This is a genomic window from Enterococcus avium (assembly GCF_002891025.1).
Classification (GTDB): Bacteria; Bacillota; Bacilli; order Lactobacillales; family Enterococcaceae; genus Enterococcus_A; species Enterococcus_A avium.
In genome coordinates, this window is the sequence record NZ_NBSL01000002.1 from 2,586,497 (window position 1) to 2,611,564 (window position 25,068).

At 38.3% G+C, this 25,068-nt stretch carries 29 protein-coding genes; 4 read left to right on the forward strand and 25 right to left on the reverse strand.

Translation table 11 applies throughout. From position 1 onward, the window contains the following. Nucleotides 1-3: 3 nt before the first annotated feature. The 7 genes from AUF14_RS13000 to AUF14_RS13030 form a co-directional block, all read right to left on the reverse strand. On the reverse strand, nt 4-2,094 hold the full coding sequence (locus AUF14_RS13000; protein ID WP_049219816.1) for a BglG family transcription antiterminator: 2,091 nt from the start codon (nt 2,092-2,094) through the stop codon (nt 4-6). A gap of 252 nt (nt 2,095-2,346) precedes the next feature. Next, nucleotides 2,347-3,405 carry a zinc-binding dehydrogenase gene (locus AUF14_RS13005; RefSeq protein WP_049219815.1) on the reverse strand — a complete coding sequence of 353 codons (1,059 nt, stop codon included), beginning with the start codon at nt 3,403-3,405 and terminating at the stop codon, nt 2,347-2,349. Between the two features lie 13 nt (nt 3,406-3,418). After that, the gene (locus tag AUF14_RS13010; RefSeq protein ID WP_016179312.1) at nt 3,419-4,687 is read right to left on the reverse strand and encodes a PTS galactitol transporter subunit IIC; all 1,269 of its coding nucleotides are present in this window, start codon (nt 4,685-4,687) and stop codon (nt 3,419-3,421) included. Nucleotides 4,688-4,808: 121 nt separating this feature from the next. Then, nucleotides 4,809-5,099, reverse strand: a complete 291-nt coding sequence (locus AUF14_RS13015; protein WP_048717900.1) for a PTS sugar transporter subunit IIB — start codon at nt 5,097-5,099, stop codon at nt 4,809-4,811. 75 nt (nt 5,100-5,174) lie between these two features. Continuing rightward, nucleotides 5,175-5,648, reverse strand: a complete 474-nt coding sequence (locus AUF14_RS13020) for a PTS sugar transporter subunit IIA (protein WP_016179310.1) — start codon at nt 5,646-5,648, stop codon at nt 5,175-5,177. Beyond that, nucleotides 5,648-7,723, reverse strand: a complete 2,076-nt coding sequence (locus AUF14_RS13025) for a BglG family transcription antiterminator (protein ID WP_065422871.1) — start codon at nt 7,721-7,723, stop codon at nt 5,648-5,650. The genes AUF14_RS13020 and AUF14_RS13025 overlap by 1 nt, the downstream gene beginning before the upstream one ends. Before the next feature lie 409 nt (nt 7,724-8,132). Next, entirely contained in the window at nt 8,133-9,593 is a 1,461-nt protein-coding gene (locus tag AUF14_RS13030; RefSeq protein WP_048717897.1) for an aldehyde dehydrogenase family protein, read from the reverse strand. Between the two features lie 320 nt (nt 9,594-9,913). Between AUF14_RS13030 and AUF14_RS13035 the strand changes: the two genes are divergently transcribed. Next, the gene (locus AUF14_RS13035) at nt 9,914-11,101 is read left to right on the forward strand and encodes an IS110 family RNA-guided transposase (protein ID WP_002297293.1); all 1,188 of its coding nucleotides are present in this window, start codon (nt 9,914-9,916) and stop codon (nt 11,099-11,101) included. A 300-nt stretch (nt 11,102-11,401) separates the two neighbouring features. Here AUF14_RS13035 and AUF14_RS13040 read toward each other — a convergent pair whose 3' ends face one another. Then, entirely contained in the window at nt 11,402-11,809 is a 408-nt protein-coding gene (locus AUF14_RS13040) for a DUF4809 family protein (RefSeq protein WP_048722318.1), read from the reverse strand. Continuing rightward, the gene (locus AUF14_RS13045; RefSeq protein ID WP_048722317.1) at nt 11,802-12,479 is read right to left on the reverse strand and encodes an HAD family hydrolase; all 678 of its coding nucleotides are present in this window, start codon (nt 12,477-12,479) and stop codon (nt 11,802-11,804) included. Before AUF14_RS13045 ends, AUF14_RS13040 begins: the two co-directional genes overlap by 8 nt. 445 nt (nt 12,480-12,924) lie before the next feature. Between AUF14_RS13045 and AUF14_RS13050 the strand changes: the two genes are divergently transcribed. Further along, nucleotides 12,925-13,965: a hypothetical protein gene (locus AUF14_RS13050; RefSeq protein WP_102866075.1), complete on the forward strand. Its 1,041-nt coding sequence runs from the start codon at nt 12,925-12,927 to the stop codon at nt 13,963-13,965. A 150-nt stretch (nt 13,966-14,115) separates the two neighbouring features. Here the strand turns inward: AUF14_RS13050 and AUF14_RS13055 are convergent, their stop codons facing one another. Continuing rightward, nucleotides 14,116-14,688, reverse strand: coding sequence for a TMEM175 family protein (locus AUF14_RS13055; RefSeq protein ID WP_102866076.1), 573 nt, complete (start codon nt 14,686-14,688; stop codon nt 14,116-14,118). A gap of 165 nt (nt 14,689-14,853) precedes the next feature. Between AUF14_RS13055 and AUF14_RS13060 the strand changes: the two genes are divergently transcribed. Next, nucleotides 14,854-15,048, forward strand: coding sequence for a hypothetical protein (locus AUF14_RS13060; protein ID WP_016179303.1), 195 nt, complete (start codon nt 14,854-14,856; stop codon nt 15,046-15,048). Nucleotides 15,049-15,272: 224 nt separating this feature from the next. On the opposite strand, the gene AUF14_RS13065 is transcribed toward AUF14_RS13060, so the two are convergent. From AUF14_RS13065 to AUF14_RS13125, 15 genes are all read right to left on the reverse strand, one after another. Then, the gene (locus tag AUF14_RS13065) at nt 15,273-15,545 is read right to left on the reverse strand and encodes a hypothetical protein (RefSeq protein WP_048719679.1); all 273 of its coding nucleotides are present in this window, start codon (nt 15,543-15,545) and stop codon (nt 15,273-15,275) included. Between the two features lie 76 nt (nt 15,546-15,621). After that, nucleotides 15,622-16,974 carry a branched-chain amino acid transport system II carrier protein gene (gene brnQ, locus AUF14_RS13070; RefSeq protein ID WP_102866077.1) on the reverse strand — a complete coding sequence of 451 codons (1,353 nt, stop codon included), beginning with the start codon at nt 16,972-16,974 and terminating at the stop codon, nt 15,622-15,624. A 501-nt stretch (nt 16,975-17,475) separates the two neighbouring features. Then, nucleotides 17,476-18,096: a hypothetical protein gene (locus AUF14_RS13075; protein WP_227656345.1), complete on the reverse strand. Its 621-nt coding sequence runs from the start codon at nt 18,094-18,096 to the stop codon at nt 17,476-17,478. A gap of 130 nt (nt 18,097-18,226) precedes the next feature. Further along, nucleotides 18,227-18,547, reverse strand: a complete 321-nt coding sequence (locus AUF14_RS13080; protein WP_102866079.1) for an HTH domain-containing protein — start codon at nt 18,545-18,547, stop codon at nt 18,227-18,229. A gap of 44 nt (nt 18,548-18,591) precedes the next feature. Further along, complete coding sequence (locus AUF14_RS13085; RefSeq protein ID WP_048718911.1) at nt 18,592-18,933, reverse strand: hypothetical protein; 342 nt, start codon at nt 18,931-18,933, stop codon at nt 18,592-18,594. Between the two features lie 279 nt (nt 18,934-19,212). After that, complete coding sequence (locus AUF14_RS13090) at nt 19,213-20,640, reverse strand: VapE domain-containing protein (protein WP_048718913.1); 1,428 nt, start codon at nt 20,638-20,640, stop codon at nt 19,213-19,215. A gap of 3 nt (nt 20,641-20,643) precedes the next feature. Then, nucleotides 20,644-21,447, reverse strand: a complete 804-nt coding sequence (locus AUF14_RS13095; RefSeq protein ID WP_102866080.1) for a bifunctional DNA primase/polymerase — start codon at nt 21,445-21,447, stop codon at nt 20,644-20,646. Next, entirely contained in the window at nt 21,444-21,677 is a 234-nt protein-coding gene (locus tag AUF14_RS13100) for a hypothetical protein (protein WP_048717904.1), read from the reverse strand. Before AUF14_RS13100 ends, AUF14_RS13095 begins: the two co-directional genes overlap by 4 nt. Then, nucleotides 21,674-21,844: a hypothetical protein gene (locus tag AUF14_RS22530; RefSeq protein WP_176673297.1), complete on the reverse strand. Its 171-nt coding sequence runs from the start codon at nt 21,842-21,844 to the stop codon at nt 21,674-21,676. The genes AUF14_RS13100 and AUF14_RS22530 overlap by 4 nt, the downstream gene beginning before the upstream one ends. Then, nucleotides 21,837-22,130 (reverse strand): hypothetical protein, encoded by a 294-nt coding sequence (locus AUF14_RS13105; RefSeq protein ID WP_048717905.1) that lies wholly within the window; start codon nt 22,128-22,130, stop codon nt 21,837-21,839. The genes AUF14_RS22530 and AUF14_RS13105 overlap by 8 nt, the downstream gene beginning before the upstream one ends. Beyond that, nucleotides 22,130-22,306 (reverse strand): hypothetical protein, encoded by a 177-nt coding sequence (locus AUF14_RS22535; protein WP_164872395.1) that lies wholly within the window; start codon nt 22,304-22,306, stop codon nt 22,130-22,132. The genes AUF14_RS13105 and AUF14_RS22535 overlap by 1 nt, the downstream gene beginning before the upstream one ends. A gap of 142 nt (nt 22,307-22,448) precedes the next feature. Continuing rightward, entirely contained in the window at nt 22,449-23,042 is a 594-nt protein-coding gene (locus AUF14_RS13110; protein WP_102866081.1) for a hypothetical protein, read from the reverse strand. A 110-nt stretch (nt 23,043-23,152) separates the two neighbouring features. Beyond that, nucleotides 23,153-23,464 carry a hypothetical protein gene (locus AUF14_RS13115; RefSeq protein ID WP_048722554.1) on the reverse strand — a complete coding sequence of 104 codons (312 nt, stop codon included), beginning with the start codon at nt 23,462-23,464 and terminating at the stop codon, nt 23,153-23,155. Nucleotides 23,465-23,475: 11 nt separating this feature from the next. Further along, nucleotides 23,476-24,141: a Rha family transcriptional regulator gene (locus AUF14_RS13120; RefSeq protein WP_102866082.1), complete on the reverse strand. Its 666-nt coding sequence runs from the start codon at nt 24,139-24,141 to the stop codon at nt 23,476-23,478. A gap of 3 nt (nt 24,142-24,144) precedes the next feature. Then, complete coding sequence (locus AUF14_RS13125) at nt 24,145-24,333, reverse strand: hypothetical protein (RefSeq protein ID WP_048722560.1); 189 nt, start codon at nt 24,331-24,333, stop codon at nt 24,145-24,147. A gap of 172 nt (nt 24,334-24,505) precedes the next feature. Between AUF14_RS13125 and AUF14_RS13130 the strand changes: the two genes are divergently transcribed. Beyond that, nucleotides 24,506-25,039: a helix-turn-helix domain-containing protein gene (locus AUF14_RS13130; protein WP_048722563.1), complete on the forward strand. Its 534-nt coding sequence runs from the start codon at nt 24,506-24,508 to the stop codon at nt 25,037-25,039. The last annotated feature ends 29 nt before the right edge of the window (nt 25,040-25,068 follow it).

The window sequence follows — 25,068 nt, forward strand, 5'->3', positions numbered from 1 at the left end:
TTATTACTTTTTGAATGCTTGGATAATCGCTAGAAGCGCTTCCTTGTTCTGCGCCTGATCCAAACGCTCAATCGCTCTAGGATCACTAGCGATTTTAAGCAGCTGCATCATAGGCTGAATATGCAATTTTTTATCAATCGCTGAAATCACAACAACATATCGATATGTCTGACCTTGACTGCTAAATCCTTTTGAAACTTTAGCCAAGCACATCCCCAGCTCACGCGCTCCATGTTCCGGAATAGTATGAGGAATGACGATTTGATTCCCCAACACAATACTGGGGGTAACCTCAGGAAATTGCTCCTCAAGATGAGATAAATAGCTTGGTTCAACAATCTTACGATCAATCAAATTTTGCGTCGCTGCTTGAAGAATATCTAACCAAATCAACTCATCTGGTAAAATGATGATACTCTCCTTTGTGATCAGATCGCTCAAATTTAACTTTGTTTCATTGGTCAAAATCTCTTGATCCTGAATCTGAAAAATAGAATTATAAGAGATCATTAATTCTTTACGAATCTTTCCTTCAATCTCATCATCCATTGACAGATGTTTTTTGACGATCGATAAAATATGATCCGGCTGCAGCTTGTAACTATCAATTTTATAGATCAGCTGGATCACTTCATTGACGATCAAGGTTTTGTTCATTGCAGATAGGTCATTTCCTACAACGATCACAGGGAATTCAGTTGTTAACGGATTTGTAGAAAATATTAATTGAACATCCAATTGCTTTTCTTTTTCATAGAATTCACGAATCGAAAAAGAACTGACAAAATGAATCATGGGGAACCAATTGTCTAACGTCTTTTCCAAAAGTTTTGAACTAATGATACCATTGGGGCAAACCACTGCTGCTTTGACAATCGTACGCTCAAGATTGATCGGCTTTTCTTTTGGCATGTATGCTCCAATGAACATGGTGATCAGATAAATTTCATCATTCGGAATCCGCTCTTCAAAAAATTCCTCTAAGGGCGCTACCGATGATTTCACAATAAAAAATAAAGGGTCCAACTGATTTTTAACAATATCCGTCAGTGTATAGTCAGAAGTTAACCCATAGCGAATGCGATAGTATGCTGGTGTTAGATGCAATGCTAAGTTTTCAATCAGCTGTTCTTTATCATTCAGCTGAATAATCGTATTTCTCTCCAGCATCGCAATAAACAGTTCAATATGCTTTCTGAGATCTTCTTTATTTAGGGAAAAAATATTGCTTAGATCGGTTATTTTCAACGAAAGAATGTACAGACACAGATAAAGGTGCTCCGTATAGGACTTCGGCAGCATTCCTTGCCCCGCCAACACTTTGACAATTGCCGCATATTCGTTGGTATCCATAATTTCCTTTGCCAACAAGCCAAAACGTTGCTCAATGATATGACCATTCTTAACTCGGCGATCTAGCAATACCAAAAAGTACGGCGCTGTTTGAATCCGATTATCTGTATACTGAACTTGCAGCTCATCTTCCACCATGCGCAGCATTTTTCGCTGTTCTTCGATTTCTGTCGCTTGGATGGCCAAATACTTCTCAAAAATAAGGCGATTATAAATAGAATCCATCACTTGATCTGTCACTACAAGAATCAAGCCACGAACCGCTTCTTCATCCCCTCGAAAATAATACCCGCCTTTTCTGGAATAATCGATCGTTAACTTATGTTTTTTTAGTTGCTTTTTGAGTTTCTTGATATCCGATACGATCGTGTTTTTACTAACCTCTAAGCTTTCTGAAAAATGATATAGCGAAAGATAATCTGCAGAAAAAATTAACAATAAAATAACTAACAAACGATGATCCTCATCCAAAAAACTGTTTTCATCTGCTTGCAGTTGACTTTCACTATTCATAATTCCAGAGAAAACATCGACCACTTTCGTATCAACGATAAAGCTGCCATTACGTGAGCGAATGATTTTACGATAATTATTTTCTTCAAGATAATCATTGATTTTTTTTATAGCATAGTCTAATTGATTACGAGTCAGATCATATTTTTCCATGATTTCTTTGGAAGAAATTTTCACCGTAGAAGCGACTGCCTGCAATATCTGGACGCTTCGATTATCAAGATCCATCTAGTGCCCTCCTGCCTACATTTTTTCCTATAGTCTAGCTTGAACAGGATGAATAGTAAACGTTTTCTTTGTGAATTCACTTTAAAATAACAATGATTGGAATATCTCGATACACAATATTCTTTTACAATTTCTTGCTAATGATTATTTATTACACTGTTTCTATGAAAATAGTATCAAAAAAATCCTCCTATAAAACAAACTCACAAAAAAGCTGCACCAAAAATTCTGGTACAGCTTCCTTGATTCAAATTAAAACTCTTCTGGATTGGATTCGATCATTACCTTGATTTCATTACCTTCCATCACTTTATCAAAGGCTTCCCGCCATTTAGTCAAAGGATATTTTTTCGTAATCATCTCATCGATATTGATCGCACCTTTCGCTAATAAGTGGATCGCAATCGGCCAGTCATAAGGATTTTGTGAACGACTGCCGATGTATTCGATCTCTCGTTGAATGATCGATTCAGTGTCTAAATCCACCATTTTATTAGCGAACAAGCCTACTTGAATAAATTGCCCCTGCTTGCGAATCAATGGCAAACTAGCATTAACAGCAGGAACTGCTCCTGAGGCATCGTACACCTTATCCACGCCATAGCTATCCGTGATCTCATTGACGACTTTCGCTAGATCTTCCTTCATCGTATCCACGATCACATCCGCACCTAGTTTTTTTGCTAATGCTAAGCGATGAGCATCTTTTGTGATCCCCGTCATAATGACGAAGGCTCCAATTTCCTTGGCAATCTGCAAAAGATACAGTCCGATTGGTCCAGGGCCCATGATAATGATCGTGTCTTTTAATTCCAAGTGACTCTTTTGATACATCGCGTGGACACAGCACGCTAATGGTTCGCTCATCGCCGCACCTTCATAGCTTAAATGATCCGGCAGTAAATGAATGCTTTCTTCTCGAGCCAACACATAGTTCGCCATGGAGCCATTTTGCTGCGTGCCGATTCCTTTTCGATGGGGACACAAATTATACTGCTTTTCCTTGCAATAATCGCATTCGCCGCAGACATAAAAAGTCGTCTCGCTTGTTACCCGATCACCAACTTTGACCTTTGTTACATTGGATCCGACTTCAACTACCTGCCCAGAAAATTCATGTCCTAGTACAACGGGAGTAGTGGGATTTTTGTATTCACCTTTAAACGTATGGATATCTGATCCGCAAATACCTGTATAAGCAACTTTAATCAAGACCTTGTCATCTGTTGCTTCTGGAACAGGTAAATCGATAAATGCCATTTGGTCATAACCGGGTGCCTGCTTGGAAACACCCTTCATTGTTTTACTCATTTACAAAAACCTCCTACATCACTGTGGCAACTAATTCTGAGAATTTCAAGAAGATCCATTTTAAGAAATTTCCGCCTGTATCCAAGTTCGTAATTTCAGCAGCGCCTTCTGGGAACTTCACGATCCCTTGCGCCATTTCAGTAATCACTGGCGCAAAATTGGTCGCCATTAACAAGGCAACAGCCATCACGACTGTCAATGAAATCACTGAATGTAAGATATTTCCTTTACGACTAGGCACAACTAACGCTGCGAAAAATGGAATTGTTGCTAAATCTCCGAAAGGCAGCACGCGGTTTCCTGGCAGAATAACTGCTAAGAATAATGTGATTGGAACCATCAAAAGACCTGTAGATAGTGCAGCCGGTGAGCCAGTCGCTAAGGCGGCATCCATTCCTAGATAAATTTCGCGATCGCCATAGCGGCTTTGCAATAGTTTTTGTGCTCCCTCTTGAATAGGAATTAACCCTTCCATCAGGATTTTTACCATCCGTGGCATTAAGAACATTACACCACCCATGTTCATTCCAATTTGTAGGATACCAATGAAATCGTAGCCGCCTAACAAACCAAGGAACATCCCGATGATGATGCCCATGATCATTGGTTCGCCAAAAATACCAAAACGCTTTTGGATCGTTTCAGGTTTTACATCTAATTTATTGATACCAGGAATCTTATCGACTAGCCAGCCGATCGGCAATGCTAAAACCGCATAACCTTGTGCTGAACCAGTCGTAATACTGATACCTTCTAACCCATAATATTCTTGTACCTTCGGCGCAGTCTTATCAGCGATAATTTGAATAATGATCGTAAACAGAATTCCGCACAGGATGCCAAAGAAAAAACTTTTTGTTACAATATAACCAGTTGCTGCCACAGAACTAACATGCCAGTAGTTCCAGATGTCAATGTTTAGTGTCTTGGTCCGATTTAACGCCAACATAATTAAATTCACGATCAAGATTACTGGAATCATCACAGCCGCGATTGGTTGCGCCCATGTCCCGGCTGAGACTGCTGGCCAGCCTGCATCAATGATCGTCAGGTTCAAGCCAAACCGTTCAACCATCGCTTGTGCCGCTGGACCAACGTTTGTGGTCAATACATTAATAACCAAGTTTATCCCGATCATCCCGATACCTACAGTAATTCCGGAAATAATTGCTTTTTTTATTGGAACCCTAAAAATAATCCCAACAATAAAGATGATGATGGGCAGCATCACACTTGCGCCGGCGCCTAAAATACTTTGCACCACATTCATTAAACCATCCATTTGATACATTCCTCCTAATTTGTTTTGATCTATTTATTTTTAATATTAAAAATAAACCTGACTCCTCTTCACGCACATCAAATCCGCAAAGCGCGGAGTTGACCTACCTGAATGTAAAAAATTATTGAATACTCTTTGCTGCTTCGATGATTTGATTCTCAACTTTTTCCGTTCCGATCCCAGTTAAGAAGGCCATGGCTGAAATTGCTGGAATCTTGTATTGAGTTGGAAGCATCGTGGTTGAGATCAACATATCTGCTTCATCCTGTTTCCCAGCTGCTTCAGCAATCTTAATCTGTGTGATTTCCACTGGCAGATCATTTCTGGCAAATAAGTCCTCGACTTTTTTCATAACTACCGTTGAGGTTGCGATTCCTGCTCCACATGCTACTAATACACGAATTGTTTTCATAATGATTTTCTCCTTTTAATGTTTTTTTATTTTTTGTTCTGTCCTATTTGCAAAAGGTAGAACGAGCTTCCTTTTTCATAGCTGATTTTTTTTAATAGTTGTCACTAATTCATTTTCAGTGGTTGCTAACAATAATTCTGATAAAACCGTTTCATTTTGTAAAAGCCCCATCAACGATTGCAGCATTTCTAACTGTGCGTGGGGTTGATTTAACCCTAAAACAAAGATGATTTGGGCTTTGACCTGCTGGGTGTTATCTTCCATACTGTAAAAAGTCACCGGCTCCTGCATCGTAATCACTGCGACAAATTCTTCCCGCACACATTCGGCATCAGTATGGGGGATCGCCGCGCCAAAGTTCATTAATTGAATCCCGGTGGGAAACTCTTTTTCCCGCTTCACGATCCGTTCCAGAAAATCCTCTCGGACCCAACCTAGGTCTAAAGATTTCTGATACACTTGCTCAAATAATTCTTCCTGTGACGTAAAGTTCTCTTGCGCGAAAACTAACGGTTCTTTCACATAAGAACTTAGTGTCGTTTCTGTCATCAATTTATCCTCCAATACTCTTCGTTAAAACGCAGCAACGCTTTCCGAATCTCATCCTTCGTTTTTGCTTTTTCTAACTGTGCCAATTCATTTGCACCAGCCAAACTCATCATTTCAAAAATCAAATCCAAGTGTTCCTCTTTATCGTTGGACCCCAGCAGAATAACGGTATGAATTCGTCTGCCGTCCTCTGAAAGAATCCCTTTTTTCACTAAGCCTAGACTGATTCCAACTCCGATTGCTCCCGCTTCTGTTACGGTATGAGGCAAAGCGATCTTATGACGTAAAACGGTATAGGCCGGCAGGATCGGCATCTCTTTTTTCAAAGCTTTCACGTACTCTGGCGTGATCACATGCTGACGTTCCAGCGGTCGCGCTAATGCTTCTAAAACTTCGGTCCAGCTGATCGTTTCCTCAAAAATTTGAATCGTTTCGCCCTTTAAAAGATCAATCAAATGCGGTCGCTTCTTTTCAAGAATCTTGGATTCTTTCGGTGCGAACAAACTTAACAATTCTTCGTATAAGCTTGTCTCATCCACAACATCGGCATGCTTTTTTACTACTGCCAAAATTTTTTCTGGCGTTACAACTTCTGTCTGAATAATCGCCGTTGATCGCAAAACACGTTCTCTTAATTGGCGTTTTTCTTGTTCAGATAAAAAATTATTTACGACAAAGACTTTCTTTTCTGTTTTCAGCGGAACCGCCGAAAAAATGAAATCCGCATCAACCTCTGTTCGATAAAATTCCCGTGCCGACATCGATCTCACAAAGTCAATTTCCGGAAGCAAATTTTTTAAGGTGTTCTCCAATAAAACAGCAATTGAGATACCGTTAGGACAAACGATGACCGCTCGTTTACGATTTTCGGGGTGAATAATTTCCGTGCTCTCAACGATGTGGCTGCCGATAAACAACGAAATAAAAAATAATTCGGCATCAGGAACCGGCTGTTCAAAGTACGTTTCCAAAGGACCACTAGCTTCCTTGACTAAGTAAAATAATGAAAAAAGGTTGGCATCCTTATTCTCTTGATAAAAACGCGTCTGCAAATTCAAGTGGTATTTGATTCGGTAATAAGCTGGCCGCATATGAACGAGCAAGCGCTCTAATAACTTTTCTTTTTCCTCAAGATTGACACCCGCGATACGTTCAAAATTCGCAATGACCTTCTCAAGCGCCTCTTTCATCTTATTGATCGCTTTAACCGATAAGATATCGCCTCGCGAAAGATTCGTCGTCAACAGCAGCATCGTTACATACACACGTTCATTCTCACTTAAGCCGTCTACATCCCAAATAACTCGATCCGCTGCAAGATACTCCTTCGTGTCAGCAAGCTCGCGATAATTGACCTTAAAGCTATAAGAAATCAATTTACCCTTTTGCGCTCGGCGAATCATCAAAATGATTAATAGCGGCAACGTTTTTAATCGTTCATCGGTAAATTGAACATCCAATTCCTCTTCTACCAACTCCACTCGTTTGCGAAAAATTTCGATCTGTTGTGGATCGATATTCGCAAATTGAATAATCACATTGATTCCGTTATACATCACCGCGAGATTATTCAATAAATCAGACAGAAGATTTCGCTTATTCCACTCGTCGCCTTGGATAAAATACCCCTTTTGTCTGGTATACTTCAAAGCCAGTTCATGTTGCCAAAGTGCGTGATCCACTTCCTTCAAATCCCTTAGCACTGTATTTCGACTAACCTTTAGATCCTCAATGAAATGGTTTAAGGATAGATACTCTTCCTTGCTTAGTAACATCAATTCGATTATGCCCACCCGTTCCTTACCGGAAAATACATAGCTTTCTGTTGATTCTCCGAATTGCTCATCACCCCCCTTATAGTTTGAAAGAATCTCATTCGCAATCAGAAAGTGCCCATTTTTCGTTCGTTTGATCTCACTTAATTTCTCATCTATTAAAGAATCATTAATCTTTTTCAACGCATAATTCAATTGCCCTCGCGTCAAATCGAATTTCTCACATAACGCTTTACTGGTGATTTGCGGATTATTGACTAATTCAACAAAAATCTGATTTGTTCGTTCTTCTAAATTCATTCTCATCCCTCTTCACATCTTCAATTTAGACGAAAAACGCTTACATTTCCATCTTCTTTGTTCCCAAATAATTCAGTGTTCTTTATGCAACTTGGTGCTTACAAATACTTTTTTTTGCAAAAAAAAATGAAAAAAAACTAGAAATCCTTAAATAACGGCAAAAAAGCATGTCAGCATTCCTGTTTTTGATCACCTATTATGCAACTTGGTACTCTTATTCTTCATTCATTTTAACAAGAGTCTCATTAATTGTCTGTTTTTTATGTAAGCTAGACTTTTCTGGTTTCGTTAATAGATACAAGAGCTATTCCTTAAGCTCATACAAAAAAGTACTGAAATGAACAATTTTCACTTCAGTACTTTTTGTAGCAGCTCTACTTATAAGAATTATTTGCGCTAATTTCAAAATTTAAAATGGGTACTGCCCTTTTCCTGAATTTGTCGTTACCCATTGAACTCTAGTAAATTCTTCTAATACCCATTCACCGTTAAAGCGTCCGATCCCCGAGTTTTTCTCGCCGCCGAACGGTGCATTCGGCTGATCATCGACAGTCAAACCATTAATATGACACATACCAGCTTCGATTCTATTTGCCAGAGCGCGTCCTTTAGCTAAATCTTTAGTGAATAAGGCACTTGATAGACCATATTCTGTATCGTTGGCCGCTTCGATTGCTGCTTCTGTGTCCTTCACTTTCAGAATCGGAAGTACCGGTCCAAAGATTTCTCGATGAAAAATTTCTAAATCAGGATCTTCAGAAACTATAACGAAAGGCTCGACGAGTTGTCCTTTAACCGTGCCTTCAACTAAAAATTTTGCTCCAGACTCCTTCGCTTGTTGAATGATTTCTTGAATTTGATCTGTCTGTTTTTGATTAATGATTGGTCCGATCACCGTCTTTTCGTCAGTAGGATCGCCCGAAACTAACTCTTTTACACGTTCCTCTACTTTATGGACAAATGTATCAAATACCGCTTCAACCACGATTGCACGATTAGCTGCCATACAGATTTGTCCTGAATGCATAAATTTGCTGACGATCAAAGCATGAGCTGCCTCTTCAATATCTGCATCATCGAGTACAATAAAAGGAGAATTCCCACCTAATTCTAAAGCCACTTGCTTAATCTTTTTACCACTCATCGCTTGACTGGCGATATTTTTTCCTACGGGAGTAGAGCCTGTAAAGGAAATAAATCCTGGTATAGGGTGGGCAACAAAATAATCTCCAATCTCACTGCCGCTGCCGACAGTCACATTGACCAATCCTTTAGGAACACCTGCTTCTTCAAAAATACTTGCCGGCAATAGACCTCCAGTTACCGGACTATCACTCGCTGGTTTAATCACCACACCGTTTCCTGCTGCTATAGCAGGCGCTAAAGAACGCATCGTTAAATGAAAAGGAAAATTCCACGGACTAATAATTCCGATTACTCCTACAGGTCGATGGATCGCAAAGCTTTCTTCTGCTGGCGTATTTGTCGGCAAAACTCTCCCTTCTGTCCGCATTGGAAAGCTGGCAGCTTCTTCAGTAATTCCTTTTGCTAAACGGACCTCGAGTCCTGCCTTTATTTTGGTGGCTCCACCTTCTTTAATTAGCCATTCGATAATCTCTGTTTGTCTTTCTTTCATTATCCCAACAGCCTTCTTCACGATCTCACTTCGTTCCTGAGGTGTTTTATCCATCCATTCTTTTTGAGCCTTTCGAGCCGCTTGATAAGCTTCGTCAACATCTGCTGTATTCGCGCCTTGGATTTTCAGGAGTGTCTCTTGGGTATAAGGATTTTTATCCTCATTCACATGTTCTACATCATTTCCTAGCTTCCATTCTCCGCCAATAAACTGTTTTTCAAATTGTTTTACCATATTCTCCACCTTGTATATTAGAGTTAGGGTTTTAACCTTCCGGTTTTGATTGGATAACCCTATGAACCATCGTTATTTTAATTTGGTATTAACTCATTTCTTTTGAGATAATATATTTATTGGATTGAGAGGCTAAGCCGTTCCCCCCTTGGGTCATTGAACCCGCACTCGAGAGACTGGCTCCTCTCTCTGATAAGTGGATTGCGTATGAGTTAGATGTTGAAAGTCCTTACTTTACTCCGTATCTCGTACAAGGTAGTGACGCTTTTCAGTTGAGTGGATTTCAATCCAAAATTCTTTTTTTGAAAGGTCAGATATACATGTACTTTTTAGGCATTGATATCGGTAAACGCACTCACGTTGCTTCTATCATGAACGAGGAAGGAAAGGTATTACTAAAAGGTTTTTCATTTCCTAACACCACTGAAGGAGCAGAGTCATTAATTGAGCGAATGGTCGACTATTCCGGAGCACCCAGTGACTTTGTTATAGGGATGGAAGCCACGGGGCACTATTGGCTGTCCATCTTTTCATACCTTCACGAATCAGATTATTTGATTCACGTTGTGAATCCCCTTCAAACAGACGGATGGCGTAAAGGTACAGAAATACGGAAACGAAAAAACGATATTATTGATTCTGTTTTGATTGCTGACTTAATGCGCTATGGCTCATTTGTCGAAACGGTCTTATCCGATGAAAATGTTTTTTCTTTGAAACAACTTTCTCGTTACCGAACTTATTTAGTAGGTACAGCGAGCGACTTCAAAAGAAAAATTATAGCCGTATTGGATCAAGTCTTTCCAGAATACGCGACGATTTTTACCAAGCAGGGCGTTTTCGGAAAAGCTTCTAAAGAGTTATTGCTGGCGTTTAGTGCCCCGATCGACTTAGAAAACATTTCCTCAGAAACTTTGGCCCAATACTTAGCTGAGTTAAGCAGGAACCGAATCAAGGCAGAAAAAGCGGACCAATTGAAGCAAGCAGCTTCTAACTCCTTTGGAGTAAAATTTGCTCAAGAAGCGTTCACCTTCCAACTACGTTCAATGATTGAACAATTAAAATTCATTGAAAGCCAAATAAAGGAAACGGAAAGAGAAATCAAGCACATAATGGACACTTTAAATTCTGTTATTCTCACAATTCCTGGAATTGGTCCTATAAACGGTGCGACTATTCTTGGTGAGATCGGAGATATTCAAAAATTTTCTAACCCGAAAAAACTCGTTGCTTACGCTGGGATAGACGCTTCCGTGACACAATCAGGGCAATATGAGGCAACGCATAATGTTATGAGTAAACGAGGGTCTCCATATTTGCGAAAAGCCTTGTTTTCGGCGGCTTTAGTAGCTTCTCAATGTGATCCTGTTTTTAGTGCGTTTTACCAGAAAAAAGTTTCCGAAGGAAAACATCATCTAACTGCCTTAGGTGCGGTTTCTCGTAAGCTTTGTTACGTGATTCATGCTATTTTGACTAAAAACGAGCCTTATATAATTGTTTCTGATTAGCTATTGAACATTCAAAAAAACTAATGGTAAGAAGCTTATTTGTTGTACCCTTTTTTCGGAATTATCTGTTATAAAATATTTTTTGATTTGGCTAATTTTTACTTGACTCTATATAGTTAGTCTCTCCTATCCTTTCATATTAGAATACGCTTTCATAAAAAAGCAAAAATCCGGCTCAAAAAGTTGAGGCTCTGAATTTGTCTATACTTTTAAAGGCTATCTTTTCCTTATTCCACAAAAAAAGTCGTAGTAACAAGTTTTTTTGTCACTGCGACTTTTTCCGATTCTATCTCAACCTATTTACTCAACGGCTATCTTTATCTCATAAGGCTCAAGTTTAAACAGTTGCACCAAAATACTGTTTACCTGTTCAAATAATACGTCATTATCATTGAAGCGTTGCTTCGTTTGAATTCGTTCATTCCCCTTCTGATAGCTGATTTGATCACCAAAATAGATTGGTTTGATTACCTCATTTGCTTTTTGTAAAACGATCTCTTCTTCGCCAATCCCTACAGGAATAGCCTTTTCTCGCCATCCATTCTTTTGAGCAATCACTTGAACAAGCGATGGAACATCAAAATGATCCAACACAGCGGATCGTTGATCTTCAAAATGAATAGTAAAAGTCTCTGTATTTTGTAGCCCACAGGCATTACAGCCGCCTTCAATTAGAAACGCTTTACTGGAAATAGCTGCTTTAGGCATGAGACGCCCTCACTTTCTGATAAATTTTCGTTAACGAATCCGCATCTAGCTCAGAAAAAGACGAAACCACTCTATCTGCGAATGCCAAATCTTGCTTCGGAAATGCCGGGTTAGCAAAGCCTACACAAACCATGCCCGCATTGCGAACGGCTCCCGTGCCGTTTTTTGTATCCTCTATGCCTAAGCAATTTTCAGGCATTATGCCTATCCGTTCTGCCGCAGCCAAATAAACATCTGGCGCAGGTTTCGAATGCTCTACCTCCTCCGTACTAACGACTTCTGAAAAATACTCCGACAAACCAATTTCTGCTAGATTTACTTTAATTTCTGCTAATGAGGAAGAGGAGGCTACTGCTAGTTTCAAGCCTGCCTGAGACAAACCTTTTACAAACTCTTGAACATGCGGAATTACTCTAATGCCATCCCTCTTGATCATTGCTTGGCGCAAAGCTGTCATTTGTTGAATATATTCTGCTACAGATAAGGGCAAGGAGAATTCCTGCTTCATTTTTTCCCACATATAGTCACTGGTTGTACCCATGAATTGAAAATGATAGCTGTCTTCTACCTCATGACCAGCTTCGCTTAAAATCTGTGATTTACTTTGAAAATACGTATACTCTGAATCAACCAAGACACCATCCATATCAAAAATAATCGCTTCTAACATTGATATCCTCCATTTAAAACGTTTGCTTAAACTCTACCATAGATAAAGGACCGAGTGTAGCGATTATGGAAAAATCCCAGCTAGACTGAGAGCAGCTCTTGGCTTAGACAAAAAATTAATATTTAGTCTTAAACACGATTTTCTTCAAAAAAAATTGTAACAAACAACGAAAACTTAATAACGCTATAGATTTAAAATATAAAGCAAAACGCTCCATTGCTTATTTGATAAATTCTATTTTTCGTTAAGTTATTTTAAACTCTATCATTTCAGTTAGCTATTTATCAAAAAGACACCAAAAAACTTATTATTCAAAAGGTTTATTTTTTTTAACAGAAAAAGGTATTTGCTAAAGCTATTTACTTTTTCGTTATCTAATATTATCATTTTTGTGAAAACTATTAGTTGATAATGAATAAAAATAGATGGTTGGAGGATGAAATTGATGGATACAGTGAAGCTTGGACAAAGGCAGATTTTTGGAATGAAAAATGTAAATCTTATGAAGCGTGTGGCGAAATACTTTGAACAAACTAAGAATGCTTCACAGGTTGTTGAGTATTTGGTTGCGATTCTTTTGCGAGATGCTTTATGCGTCGGGGATTTTTCACTAGAGTCATTAACAGAGCTTATTCATCAAATTTTTCTTACCACAACACCGAACGATACATTGCGGAAGCACTGTGTCTTTTTTGAGTCGTTCTTTTCACTTGAAGAGTGGCAAAACGTCGTGAATCGTCTGTTTAAAAATAAAAACGAATACCACCAATTTACCAAAGAAACCTGTCTCTATCAAAAATTCCTAGAGAAAAAGAACCGTGAACAGTCGGACCCTTCCGAATACCAGTACACCTTGATATCAAGCTTCAATGATTCAAATGGCAAAAAACATACCTGGACGCTGCGTAATACCAAACGAATCCCTAAACATTTAGAAAATGAAACCGCTAACGTCTTAAAAATCTTAACGAGCTTAACAGTTTTTCAGTCTCCCACTGCTCGTCGCTTTGCTGAATATTTGAATTTTTATAGCCATGAAGGCCGGATTGATGCACAGCATAAAGAGGTTCAAGAAGAAGTTGTTCCAACCGAAACTATCGAAGAGACAACGATACCAGAAGCTTCGATTGAAAAGAAAACACCGCAAAAACAAGCTATAGCTACGTCCACAACGCCTTATTACGATGAAGAAGCCGCTAAAGTAGAAGCGAAATATCCACCACTGTCGAAAGAAAAAACGCCAACGAGGCTGGAGCTGTCTACTCTGGAATCTGCTTCTGCCATTGAATCCGCCGGAAATTCGCATGAAATGGATATCAACTACTTACGCTATGGAAAAACCAAAGAACAAATCGAGGAAGGTCGAAAAAATAAAACTTTGAACAGAAGGGCTACCAAAGCTTCGGGGAATAGTGGAAAGAAAAAAACTGGAGGAAATCAAAAGAAGAAAAAAGGGAAAAACAAGAGAAATAAGAAAAAGAAATGATCTTAGGGATTTTTTTCGGTAGCCTATAACGGAAGCTTCTTTAGTATGTCAGTATGTCCGAAAATCCCCTGGTTAAACCTGTTCGACAAATTTTTTCTCTGAAATTAAGGTATTGCAACGAAAAAAAAGCGCAACACCTGGCTGCACTTTTTACAGGATTTTCTCGATGGATTTTTCCGGAATAAACCACATTAATAAAATCAAGACATTAACAACTAATACCGCAATCGGGGCAATTAATTTCCCTAAAATTAATGCCACTATCGCTAAGCCAATGGATAGATAAGTCTTCGGATAATGCTTAAACAATTGACCAATTTTAGACTCTTTCCCATTTGCTCTTACGAGTGCCCGCACTAACAGATAGTAAGCAAAATCTGTTCCTAACGTCACCAAGCCGTACAAAGCTTGCGGCGGCCAAGAAAAAGGATAATCTCCGACCCAAGCAGTGACATAAGGAAAGAGCGTCATCATTAAAATCAAAAAATTATTAGCCCACAATACCCAGCCATCTACTTTTCGGACTAGCTGAAAAAGATGATGATGATTATTCCAATAGATTGCCAAGCTGACAAAACTGATCAAATAAACGATAAATTTATGCTCCATTTGTAAAAAAGCGGACCAGCTAGGACCATTAGGCTCATGTAGTTCTAACACTAATAGGGTCATGATAATGGCGATAACTGCATCTGTAAAAGCCTCAATTCGTGACTTTGGCATTTTCTCTTAACTCCATTCGTTACTTACTAAAATTTAGTATATCAGCTCCTATTAAACAAAAAAACAACAGATTTGCCAATAAATACGTCTTAAGTTGGACGTAAGTGAGAAAATTGTTTGCTAAACTATGTTTAAGTTAAAACAAATGGAAAGAAGGAAATTAAAATGATGAAAGATTACCCTATGGTTGTACGAATTTTAGCTGTTGTCGGCTTTTTCTTAGTTGCTAGTTTGATTTTAAGTATTGTTGGTCCCCTTATTTCAGGCCTGATCGGTTTATTCTTTAGAATTGCCATTCCGTTAGCCATCGCTTACTTCTTAGTCAACTGGTTGACCAAACGTCGCGGACGGACCTATTAAAATAGCAAACGTCGAAAGCTTTATCAGCTTTCGACGTTTTTTTTATCCCAACGCAACATCTAAAAGCCTGACCGAGTTATTTATAATTTCGAGTAGGTATGTTTATCTGATTATTTCAGTGTTTATGATGTCATATTATTCAGATAAAAGCACATAGTTTCACTTACACTCACAGACCTTTTCACAGACCACCAACGCCGATATACATAATTCTATAATTATCATCAATACGTCACAAATATCTGAGGCACAATAACATCCAGCTTCAACAATTCATCTTCGGAAAGAACTTTCCCATCTTTTCTAAAAACACTGATACGCCGCTGCTCTTTTTCAAACGTATATCCCTCTGAAACATACCTCGCACGAGGATTATTTAGCAACGATTTAATAAATATCGACCGTAATTGACTGATTGTCAAGTCGTTTTCTCCTTGTTTAAAAAATGGTGATTCGTAATAATAGACTCTTTGATCGTTTGAAAGTGTTCCTCGCATCGTATTCTCCTTTTGGTTGTTAACAAAACCAGTATACCAAAAAAGCCCATCATTGCGATGAGCTTAATAAATAATCTTAGTTAGTTGAGTTTCTTTCCTTAAACCGTGAATAAACTGATCCGATCAAGAATCCAATTAAAGCTGGAAACACCCAGCCCATACCTATATTAAAAAATGGTAGGTATTCACCAACAAAATTTAGCAATGATTCTATTACAGGAATAGTTGAAATTGATGCAGGACTTGCTGCTAGGCCATCAAAGAAAGCCGCAATAACTGTAAAAACTGTAGTTGTTTGATAAACAAGCGTTCTATGTTTAAATAATGGGCTCATAATTGCTAATAAAATCAACGTAATGGCCAAAGGATAAATGAACATAAGCACTGGCAAAGATAATTCAATTATTTTTGTCAAACCAACATTCGCAAAAAGGCAAGGGAGTATACTAGAAAGCATGAGAAAGAAGCGGTAACTACGTGCAGGAAATAGCTCAGCAAAAGTTTCTGAGAAGGCTGTCACCAAACCAATAGAAGTCTTTAAACAAGCTAGAATAACAATCAGCGCAAGTAAAATACTCCCTGCAGTGCCTAAATAGTAATTAGCTATTTGCGCTAATGCAATTCCCCCATTTTCACTAATAGCGAATTTGCCTAAACTCATTGCTCCTAAATAGGTCAGCAAAGTGTAAATAACCCCCATCAAAACGATACTAATAACACCCGATTTAATCATATCTTTAGCGATTTGACTAGGTTTTGTTACCCCCATAGAACGAATCGTAGTAACAATAATGATTCCAAAAGCTAAAGACGCCAAAGCGTCTAAAGTATTATAACCTTCCGTAAATCCTTTTAAAAAAACTGCGTTTTGATAAGCCGGTTGAACGGGTGCGGTTAGAATTGATCCTAGCGGGTGAGTAAAACTTAAAAAAAGTAGTACCCCTAGTAAAATTAAGAAGACGGGATTTAAAAATTTTCCTACATAATCCAATATTTTTGTGGGTTTACGTGATAACAACCAAGTTATTGAAAAAAATAAAGTGCTAAAGAGTGCCAATATAAGACTCACATGAGTATCAGAAATAAAAGGAGCAATTCCAATTTCAAAAGAAGTCGTGGCCAAACGAGGTAATGCGAAAAATGGTCCAATCACTAAATAAATTAAAAAAGTAAAAACATAAGCGTATTTTTTACCAACCTTTGAAGCTAAGTGTAGAACTCCTTCGCTTTTCGAAAGACCAATTGCTATTATACCTAAAAACGGCAACCCTATTCCTGTAACTAAAAATCCTAGATTAGCTAAAAAGACATTACTTCCTGCTAATTGCCCCATATTTACAGGGAAAATTAAGTTCCCCGCACCAAAGAAAAGACCAAAAAGCATTGATCCTATATAAATGTACTGTTTTTTTGAAAGTTTTTTCTCCATGATAGCTCCTTAACCATAATCGTAAATAATGATGCTACTAATTGTACACAAATATATCAGCATTGACAAAAATTTTATGAGCGGAAGAAACGGAATCAATCAGCTCCAACAGCTCCAAAAAAAACTTCCTATAATCATCGCATCACACAGTTTTGTTCACTCCTTAAGGTTCTTTTCTATACGACTGCCCATTAAATAGCTAAAGTTCTTGCAGCACAAGCTTAAGCGCCTAGTTGGGATATTGCATATCTTTCTCGATCCTTTAGAATTGTTAAGAACTTTGAGCCGCTAACATTTTGAACTCTCTCATTTTCCAACAAAATTTTTGTATCCGGCACAAACAAAACAGAATATCTTGCTGGTAAAAATTACCTTGCCAAAACCTTACCTAACTCTTACGCAAAAAATGTGCGTTTTTGTAGGGTTCACACAGTTTTGAACCTTAACATTTCTTAACATGTTGCATAGGTTATTTATACCTGAAAAAAGCAAGATTATCACCTAGTAAATTCTATGCCTATTCATCACTTTCATAAGCCCTTTATGATTGATTACATTGCCTTTAGTCACATACTTTATAAATTTTTCTTGTTTCTCCTTGTAGACTTTCCAGTGCATATTTTTTGGTTTATTGGGAAATAAAATATGTGGTGTGGTAAACAGATATGAAAAGCCATCTTCCCAGTAATCAGCGTCCAGCTCTTGTGCAATCGCTTGGGCTTTATCATACCATGTCCAAAAATCATTTTTATTCTCTTGCTGACTACGGTAAACGAGGTTCGCGCATGACCGACATTTCCAAGTAGCATTCGCTCCACCATGAAAAAATAGCCTAGTGGTTCTTCTTCCACAAATAGGACAACCAAACCAATAGCGAACATTTCCATAGTTGCATGGCGTCGTTTCTATTGGTATCCTACGACCACCTAGCAGCATGAAGCGCCCTTCACCATCTAGGATTGCTTCGACTTTTTCTTCACTCAATATTTTTCTTTCTCCTGCAATTATCCGACTTCTAGTGAATTTATACTGAAGCCTTGCCGTTTTTTTCAGTTTTAGAACGTCCTTGAACTGTTTTATTTCAATGCTGAAATAGTTTTCTGCTGTCCGGCTATTCGACATGTTGCCTCTCACCTCCGAAATTTTATAAATTTACCCTACTCTATTACTCAAGTTTGCCTAAATCATTAGAGAAATGACTGTTTTTCTGTCGCATCGCTATAAATCTTATAGACAGATTGTTTGCTCCTTTTTATGCTAGTAACTTCTTCCATGACTCTAAATCTGCTTGCTCAATATTGCGGATCGTTTCTTCTGTGGTCAAATGCTGCATTCTCAGCGGATGTAAGCCTTGTAGGCGCTCTGATTCGTTCGTAGCAACAAAGATGCCGCCTTCCTTGCCTCTGGTCGCTACAATCGGCACACCTTTGCTTCTAAGCGATTGAATGACTGCATAGACTTCTCGCCGGTCAAGGTCTACCAGTTTGGTAATGTCTTCAATATTGATCTTTCGTTCCCCACCAATGGGGAGTAATTCAACTACTGCTTTTTCGATGATTGATAGTTGGTTCATGTGATTTTCTCTCCTTTAAAGTAATCCTAAAATGTATAGTTTTGTTAAGTTCTTTTGATTAATTGCTTAACAACACCATAGCCCTTCTTGATACTTGATCCACGATATATCACAGTATGTTTGCTGCCCTCCCATACACCTACGGAAATATATACACAATCGGTCAAGTCCGTAATTCTTAACTCAAGTAAACAATCCTGTATTATTAACTCAAGATATTCACTGTCTACTTTCTTAAAGGCAAATGCTGTAGTAAATAATTCTTGTGCAATGTTCGACATTCGATGATAAGTATTCGCTATCTTGGTATTGTCTTTTTTCGTAAAGCTTTCTTGTAGCTGTTCCTTGTTTAATCCTACTAAGGACAAGTTTAGTTCTTCTTGCATATTTTTTGTTCCTTTCGTTATTTTTTCAAGTCTACCCTGTCTACCCCTGTGTTACCGGGTAGGTAGACAACTTCCCTCCTAGAGCCGCAAGCGATTGAACCTATTTGTCTACCTTGTCTACCTCATTTTCTCCCAACATATATATACGCATATTTATAATTTTTTTATAGTTTTACTCTTGGTTAATGGTAGACAGGGTAGACAAAGTATTATAATCATTGATATTGCAACGATTATCTTGTCTACCTTGGTGTCTACCTTCCTGTCTACTTGTCTACCCTATTTTCGCTTATATCCTGTTGCTACAATCTTTCCAAAACGCAACCCATTCTTTTTTGATCGTTCCCATGTCGGATGATTATCCATGATTAAACGGATTTTATTGTCTCTTTTGTTATTTTTTCCGTACTGTTCATTAAAGCCTTCTAGGGAAATATCTTTAATTCGGATGCGATCCCTTGGATTGGTGTCTTTAGCATTAACTGGGCGATTCCCTATGGTAAACCGAGTACCATTATTGGATAAATACCCCTGTACATAACTAGCTCTCTGGTCGTCATTGTATTCGTAAAAGTCATATGGTACTGGCACTTCTAACACCGCATAAACGATCTCGTCGATGCTATCCACTGCTAAAAATTCTTCTTGGTAAACAACCGCCATTTGCTCCAGCTCTATATAGAAAGCTGGTCTGTCAATTTCTTTGTAAAACTTCATCGCTTCACCCCATAACTGCCGTACAAGCTCGGGAGTCATGCCGTGCCCCTGCTGATCTAAAGGATGGTAAACTTGCTTTTCTTTGCTGGCTCTAAAAGGAATGAAACGCCGATTTCCTGTTCGATCTTTTAGATGGCCTTCATTATTGTTCGTCCGAACCAGCACGAACGTTTTCGCTCGTCTAACGGATCGTTTTGCGTACGGTAATCGATATTCTAATTCCTTTTGCGATGCGAATTTTTTTAGAGTCTTAAAACTTGTTTTATCTGATACGGCCATCTCATCATCATTCACACACCAACAACGTTGCATGATGGAAAAGTCATCCTTTTCTTTGAAGCTTGAAATACTATCTGTATAAAGGTCTTGATCTTCAAGAAATAATCTTTGCAGAAAAGTCGTTTTTCCTGCCCCCTGTCCGCTAACAAAATCAAAGACAAAATCGAACTTCCCTTTTGGTTGGTAAACCTTTTGGATTGCCCCAAGCATTAAGCACAACAACCCTTTAAACGCATATTCGCTTTGCTCCACGCCTAAATACGTATGAAGCAATGTTTCAATTCTAGGATTTCCATCCCACTGAGAGCGTGCTTGCTCTAAATAACTTTTAATCGGGTGGAAACTGTGTTTTCGTGCGATGTTGATAACAGCACTTTGGATATGCTGCTCTTTAGGTACGAACCGATATTCTTTTTCAATATAGCTTTTTAGTGCGTGTGTAAATGAATCATCAAGCACTCCGGCAGGTATTTTCAGTGAATCGAGGTTCAAGTTTTCCGTTAAACTTTCTTCAAACGTGAAAGCATTAAAAACAAGCTTACCTTTTAATTTCAAATCGTTTTCCAAAATCAATTCGACATTAAACACACTATTGGCCAAAGGTGACCCATTACTATTTTTTCTAAAGTTTGACTGCCAAGATTTCAACTCTACAATGTTGTCCATTTTTTTCTGTTCTTTTTCGATGAAATTTGAAATATCTTCTTCCAATGTTTACACCCCTCTAGTGTGCTTTTTTACACGACTTTTGAATGTGGCGTTGATTTCTGATAGCGGTAAGGGTTCTGATAGAAAATTATCGTTGACCACCAGTAGCAAGCGATAAATCGTGTCTAGTTCCGCGCCAACAGCTAACATTTTAGAAATCATCCGCATGATCCATTCATTACGACCGCCAACGGTTGCACCAGCGACTAATTCATCGAGTAAAGCACCAGTATATTTTTTACCTGGTTTGTACTGCCTTGTATTCGTTTGACTCATATACTCACTAGAGGCTTGTTCTCGATGTGTTTCAAAAGCTTTTAGCAGCCAGTTAGGTAAATACGCCAGCTTATCGATAGAACCGCTAGAAACGGTGTATTTCTTGCCATTAATTGACGATGGACTCGCTACGACGTAACCATTGGTTAATAAATCAATCCCTTTGAATGCGTTTATCTGCCGATCAATCGTGACACCATCAGGCAATTTGAAGTAGTAATGTTTTCCGTCGGTTGGTGTATCCACGGAAAAAGTATCCGGTAACTTGCCAAATTCTTGCTCTAATACTGCCAAACTATCAAAGCCGTTTTCGTTATGAACATCAATATCCATGATGATTAAGTTCTCACTGATCCGTAGTCCAATATTTGAAGATGGGTATTTTTGCCAATGGTGCTGAATTTTATTTTTATCTGTCGTAGCTGATTTAAACCCACTAGGAAACGCTTCTGTAGTGATGGGCGCTTTTCCGTTTTTTTGTAGTGGTAATACTGAAAATCCTAATTCTGCATAATGTAAGGCTGATTTAATCATTCGGACACCTCCATTGATTCAATGCATTCAGCTATCCGAAGTAAAGTAATGCATACTGTGTCTTTCGCTTGTTTGTCTGCTTCTTCTCTTAAGAGTGTCGCTAGAGTTTCACGATCAGGAGCATCAGACTTCAACGCAAGCTCATATAAACTCTTGATTGATTCCGCACATTTTTTACCGAAATATTCTTCTAAGGTCATTCTAGTTTCGCCTTGACTTTGAATTTTCATGCTACAACCTCCAACGATTCTAAATTTTCAGCAACTACAATCGTGTTACCTGATTCGTTGCCACATAGATAAATGTCTGTTTGAAACTCTAGCAATATTTTTACAAGTGACCCTGGTGCAAGATATTTTGATTTCTTTACTTTACAAACATCGCCGGCTTTAAACATTTGCAGTCACCGTCTCTTTACATGAAGAAATTTGTTTCTCATATTTTTGAATAGTAACAAGTTCTTTTTCTGTATAGGTGATGCGATTGTTTTGCTTTAACTCACTCAATATCCTTGTACCGACTTCTAAAGCAAGCATAATATCTACTTCATGCCAATCTATCCCCTGATCCAAACAGACTCGTTGAATGACAGCTTGAGTCAAGCCACTCTGAGCCATTCTATTGTGTAGAAAGAAATCGTTCAGATTATTGTTATAGGGAGTCCCTACATCTAAAATATGCATCACTCAGCACCTCCAGCAGATTGTTTGTGATCACGGTTATAGGCCCATTCGTCGTATTCAAAGAACAGATAGACTGCTAAACCAGTAAAAATAAATAATTTTGCTATCAACGGTAACAAGCTGAGAATCCAGCCGATTAAAATACTTCCTATTACTAAATTAGTTCTTTTTTTCATAGTAATTTCCTCCAATAAATAGATGTGCTATAATTGAAGGACAAAAGAATACAGGCGTATTGCCTACGTTAGTGCCTTTATCACAACTACTTTGGTCGGTGAGTGTGATAAGGCTTTTTTCTTTTGTCCTGCATCATAATCATTACTCCTGTTCCATTTGTGCTAACAAGTGCTTAAAGCCTTCTACGGTATCTCTATCAACATCTAGCTTGCCTTCATCGCATCGCTGGATAATATCCGCCATGACTTCTTTTGGGATTGCTACTTGTCCATTAACAAACTGGAACATTGAATCATCATAAGGCGTGTACAACGGATGATAAACACCTTTAATTTCTGCAATACTTCCGTGCGGATTATCGTAGTTTCTGAAATTGAAATACGTGTTGATCTGATTGAAGGTGTCAACGTCACAATTGTTCGCATCAAGAATCGCTTGAATATCTGCAATCACATCTTGAGACACATACCAAATACCATCTTGTTGCGTAAACTCTTTGACTGGATACCCTTTGAATATCGGATACTCTTGCTTAAATTCTTTCAAGGTGCGATGTTGCTGCTTGTATTCTGTGACAATCCCTTGCTCCAATGCCTTCTTAGTCGGCTCGCCTGTTTGTGTCAGCATTCCTTCTTGAACCATCATTTGATACACTTCTGCTTTAGATACCTTAATTCCCTGTTGTGTAATAAATTGATACGATTGTTCCACCAACGGCGGATAAATAACTTTCATTGATAAGCTCCTCCTATAAGTAAATTCTTAGTGACTGGTAATTGGCTTCTGTGACGTTTCAACTTATGTGTCCTGATTTGAGGACTGTTCCACTATTGGCGTTGGTGGATTTATTCATTTTCCAAAAGCCATTTTCTTATGGCTGTCTTACTAAAGCACTGCTTGCGATCCGATAGCGTACGACCTCGGGGAAAAGTTTCATCTGCTAGTACTTCTTCTAAATACTCAGCGCTACAGTTATTCATAAATCGCCGTAATTCTACTTTGGTGTACATAATATCGTTGTCGATTCCTGCGTCTCTACGAGCATCCTCAATAGCTCGTTTAGTCGTTGAATAAACTGAGTTATAAATACCGTTTAGCTGATCTTGTGCGAGTGTGTGGCTTACTTCTACTCGTAGTTTTTGCTGTTGTTCTTCCATACGATCACCGCCTATCGAGCCTTTTCAGACGTTTTAAGCGTTGTCTGGTGTATTACTACCCCAACATTTAAAATTAGCTTAATATCATCGTATGAGCGCCCTAATTGAATAAGTCCAGCTACTAATTCTTCGATTTGATTGACAGCATCTTGTTCCTGAGTAGTTAGAAAATCCAATGGTGTAGCATTCGCCTTTGCCCCCCTAGCCTCACGTAGCTGTTTAGTATTGAATCCTAGCGCTTTTTTGTAAACTAGATCGGTAAAGTGCTTATAGAAATGACTACTAAATCCAGCTTGTTTTATCGCATCGGTCATAGATAAGCGGATATTCTTTCCTTTAACACGTTCCAAGCGTCTTGTCGTCAACTCCGCTTCCATCTCATAGAATTGTTTAACCAATTCTGTTTTAAACTCAACTACCTTAGCTGTATTATCTAAAAATGTAATAAGTAAAGTAGCTTGCTGCTGGTTGAGATGATAGAGTTTTGCCTTTTGACCACTTGGCATAGGTCGGATTTGAAATCCGACCTTTCCAAAGATTTCAAGCCGATCTCGATGAGTACGAATTAAGCGAGTCACACTATCACGACTATTTCCAGAAAACTCCGCTATGACCTCATCAGTAGTAAATGGTTCACAACACAAGTCTTCTGATTCAACAAAAACTAAATCCTGCATCGCTTAGCCCTCCTTTCGTTCTGCTAACAGCTCATCGATAGCTTTTTCTACGCGCTGTTTACGATCATCGCGCATTTCAGTACGTAACCACACAGATAAGTTACTTTGAGCGATACCGACTTTATCAGCTACTTCCCAGTACAATATACGGTTTGACTCGACCTTGTTTCTGATTTCTTGGTTTGCTCTCATGTAATCCCTCCTTCTTTGGAAATGAGTGATATTACTTATTTTAGTAATATCTACACAAGAAACAATATCACGCATAAAAGTGATAGTCAATAATAATATCAATTTGTTTTGCGATATCGCTAATTTTCAGTTATAATCCATTTATCCATAATAAAGAATAGGAGATGACATGATGTCCGAACATATTGACTATTATCAATACGGTATTAAGCCGTTGCCTGATGAAATCAAGTTAGACAATTTTGGCGAAGTTCTAAAGACAATTCGTCGTAGCGAGGGTTTCACTTCTACTGATTTGGCTACCGTTGCCAAAGTGTCGCAATCGTATATTTCTCAATTAGAAAACAATGTAAGACTTCCAAGTGATAAAATTATTTATCAATTATCCTCTGCCATAGCAAAAGGTTTATATAAGGTTAAAAGTTTTCAGGGAGAGCCCGACAAACTTTCGTCTGCTTATGTAGATGATATAGATATTGAAATTCGGAAGGAATACTATAACAATCTGCTTAAAAAATCTAAAAATGAACGAAACAATAAGCTAAACTCGGATTTAGTTCATCAAGCAGTAGTAAATTCAGATAAAAAAGAGTTACTTATTTTATCTGAGGAAGAAAAAAAGATAATTGAACGGTTACGATCCCTTAGCAGTTCTAATAAAAAAGAGTTGATCAAATACTTAAACTACTTAGTTCATAGTAGTTAATCTTATGATCGTATTCCTCCATACATACC

Excerpts from the sequence above, each read along its gene's own strand:
- AUF14_RS13000 (WP_049219816.1), bottom strand. The coding sequence starts at position 2,094 with ATGGATCTTGATAATCGAAGCGTCCAGATATTGCAGGCAGTCGCTTCT.
- AUF14_RS13005 (WP_049219815.1), bottom strand. The coding sequence starts at position 3,405 with ATGAGTAAAACAATGAAGGGTGTTTCCAAGCAGGCACCCGGTTATGAC.
- AUF14_RS13010 (WP_016179312.1), bottom strand. The coding sequence starts at position 4,687 with ATGGATGGTTTAATGAATGTGGTGCAAAGTATTTTAGGCGCCGGCGCA.
- AUF14_RS13015 (WP_048717900.1), bottom strand. The coding sequence starts at position 5,099 with ATGAAAACAATTCGTGTATTAGTAGCATGTGGAGCAGGAATCGCAACC.
- AUF14_RS13020 (WP_016179310.1), bottom strand. The coding sequence starts at position 5,648 with ATGACAGAAACGACACTAAGTTCTTATGTGAAAGAACCGTTAGTTTTC.
- AUF14_RS13025 (WP_065422871.1), bottom strand. The coding sequence starts at position 7,723 with ATGAATTTAGAAGAACGAACAAATCAGATTTTTGTTGAATTAGTCAAT.
- AUF14_RS13030 (WP_048717897.1), bottom strand. The coding sequence starts at position 9,593 with ATGGTAAAACAATTTGAAAAACAGTTTATTGGCGGAGAATGGAAGCTA.
- AUF14_RS13035 (WP_002297293.1), top strand. The coding sequence starts at position 9,914 with ATGTACTTTTTAGGCATTGATATCGGTAAACGCACTCACGTTGCTTCT.
- AUF14_RS13040 (WP_048722318.1), bottom strand. The coding sequence starts at position 11,809 with ATGCCTAAAGCAGCTATTTCCAGTAAAGCGTTTCTAATTGAAGGCGGC.
- AUF14_RS13045 (WP_048722317.1), bottom strand. The coding sequence starts at position 12,479 with ATGTTAGAAGCGATTATTTTTGATATGGATGGTGTCTTGGTTGATTCA.
- AUF14_RS13050 (WP_102866075.1), top strand. The coding sequence starts at position 12,925 with ATGGATACAGTGAAGCTTGGACAAAGGCAGATTTTTGGAATGAAAAAT.
- AUF14_RS13055 (WP_102866076.1), bottom strand. The coding sequence starts at position 14,688 with ATGCCAAAGTCACGAATTGAGGCTTTTACAGATGCAGTTATCGCCATT.
- AUF14_RS13060 (WP_016179303.1), top strand. The coding sequence starts at position 14,854 with ATGATGAAAGATTACCCTATGGTTGTACGAATTTTAGCTGTTGTCGGC.
- AUF14_RS13065 (WP_048719679.1), bottom strand. The coding sequence starts at position 15,545 with ATGCGAGGAACACTTTCAAACGATCAAAGAGTCTATTATTACGAATCA.
- brnQ (WP_102866077.1), bottom strand. The coding sequence starts at position 16,974 with ATGGAGAAAAAACTTTCAAAAAAACAGTACATTTATATAGGATCAATG.
- AUF14_RS13075 (WP_227656345.1), bottom strand. The coding sequence starts at position 18,096 with ATGTCGAATAGCCGGACAGCAGAAAACTATTTCAGCATTGAAATAAAA.
- AUF14_RS13080 (WP_102866079.1), bottom strand. The coding sequence starts at position 18,547 with ATGAACCAACTATCAATCATCGAAAAAGCAGTAGTTGAATTACTCCCC.
- AUF14_RS13085 (WP_048718911.1), bottom strand. The coding sequence starts at position 18,933 with ATGCAAGAAGAACTAAACTTGTCCTTAGTAGGATTAAACAAGGAACAG.
- AUF14_RS13095 (WP_102866080.1), bottom strand. The coding sequence starts at position 21,447 with ATGATTAAATCAGCCTTACATTATGCAGAATTAGGATTTTCAGTATTA.
- AUF14_RS13100 (WP_048717904.1), bottom strand. The coding sequence starts at position 21,677 with ATGAAAATTCAAAGTCAAGGCGAAACTAGAATGACCTTAGAAGAATAT.
- AUF14_RS22530 (WP_176673297.1), bottom strand. The coding sequence starts at position 21,844 with ATGTTTAAAGCCGGCGATGTTTGTAAAGTAAAGAAATCAAAATATCTT.
- AUF14_RS13105 (WP_048717905.1), bottom strand. The coding sequence starts at position 22,130 with ATGCATATTTTAGATGTAGGGACTCCCTATAACAATAATCTGAACGAT.
- AUF14_RS22535 (WP_164872395.1), bottom strand. The coding sequence starts at position 22,306 with ATGAAAAAAAGAACTAATTTAGTAATAGGAAGTATTTTAATCGGCTGG.
- AUF14_RS13110 (WP_102866081.1), bottom strand. The coding sequence starts at position 23,042 with ATGAAAGTTATTTATCCGCCGTTGGTGGAACAATCGTATCAATTTATT.
- AUF14_RS13115 (WP_048722554.1), bottom strand. The coding sequence starts at position 23,464 with ATGGAAGAACAACAGCAAAAACTACGAGTAGAAGTAAGCCACACACTC.
- AUF14_RS13120 (WP_102866082.1), bottom strand. The coding sequence starts at position 24,141 with ATGCAGGATTTAGTTTTTGTTGAATCAGAAGACTTGTGTTGTGAACCA.
- AUF14_RS13125 (WP_048722560.1), bottom strand. The coding sequence starts at position 24,333 with ATGAGAGCAAACCAAGAAATCAGAAACAAGGTCGAGTCAAACCGTATA.
- AUF14_RS13130 (WP_048722563.1), top strand. The coding sequence starts at position 24,506 with ATGTCCGAACATATTGACTATTATCAATACGGTATTAAGCCGTTGCCT.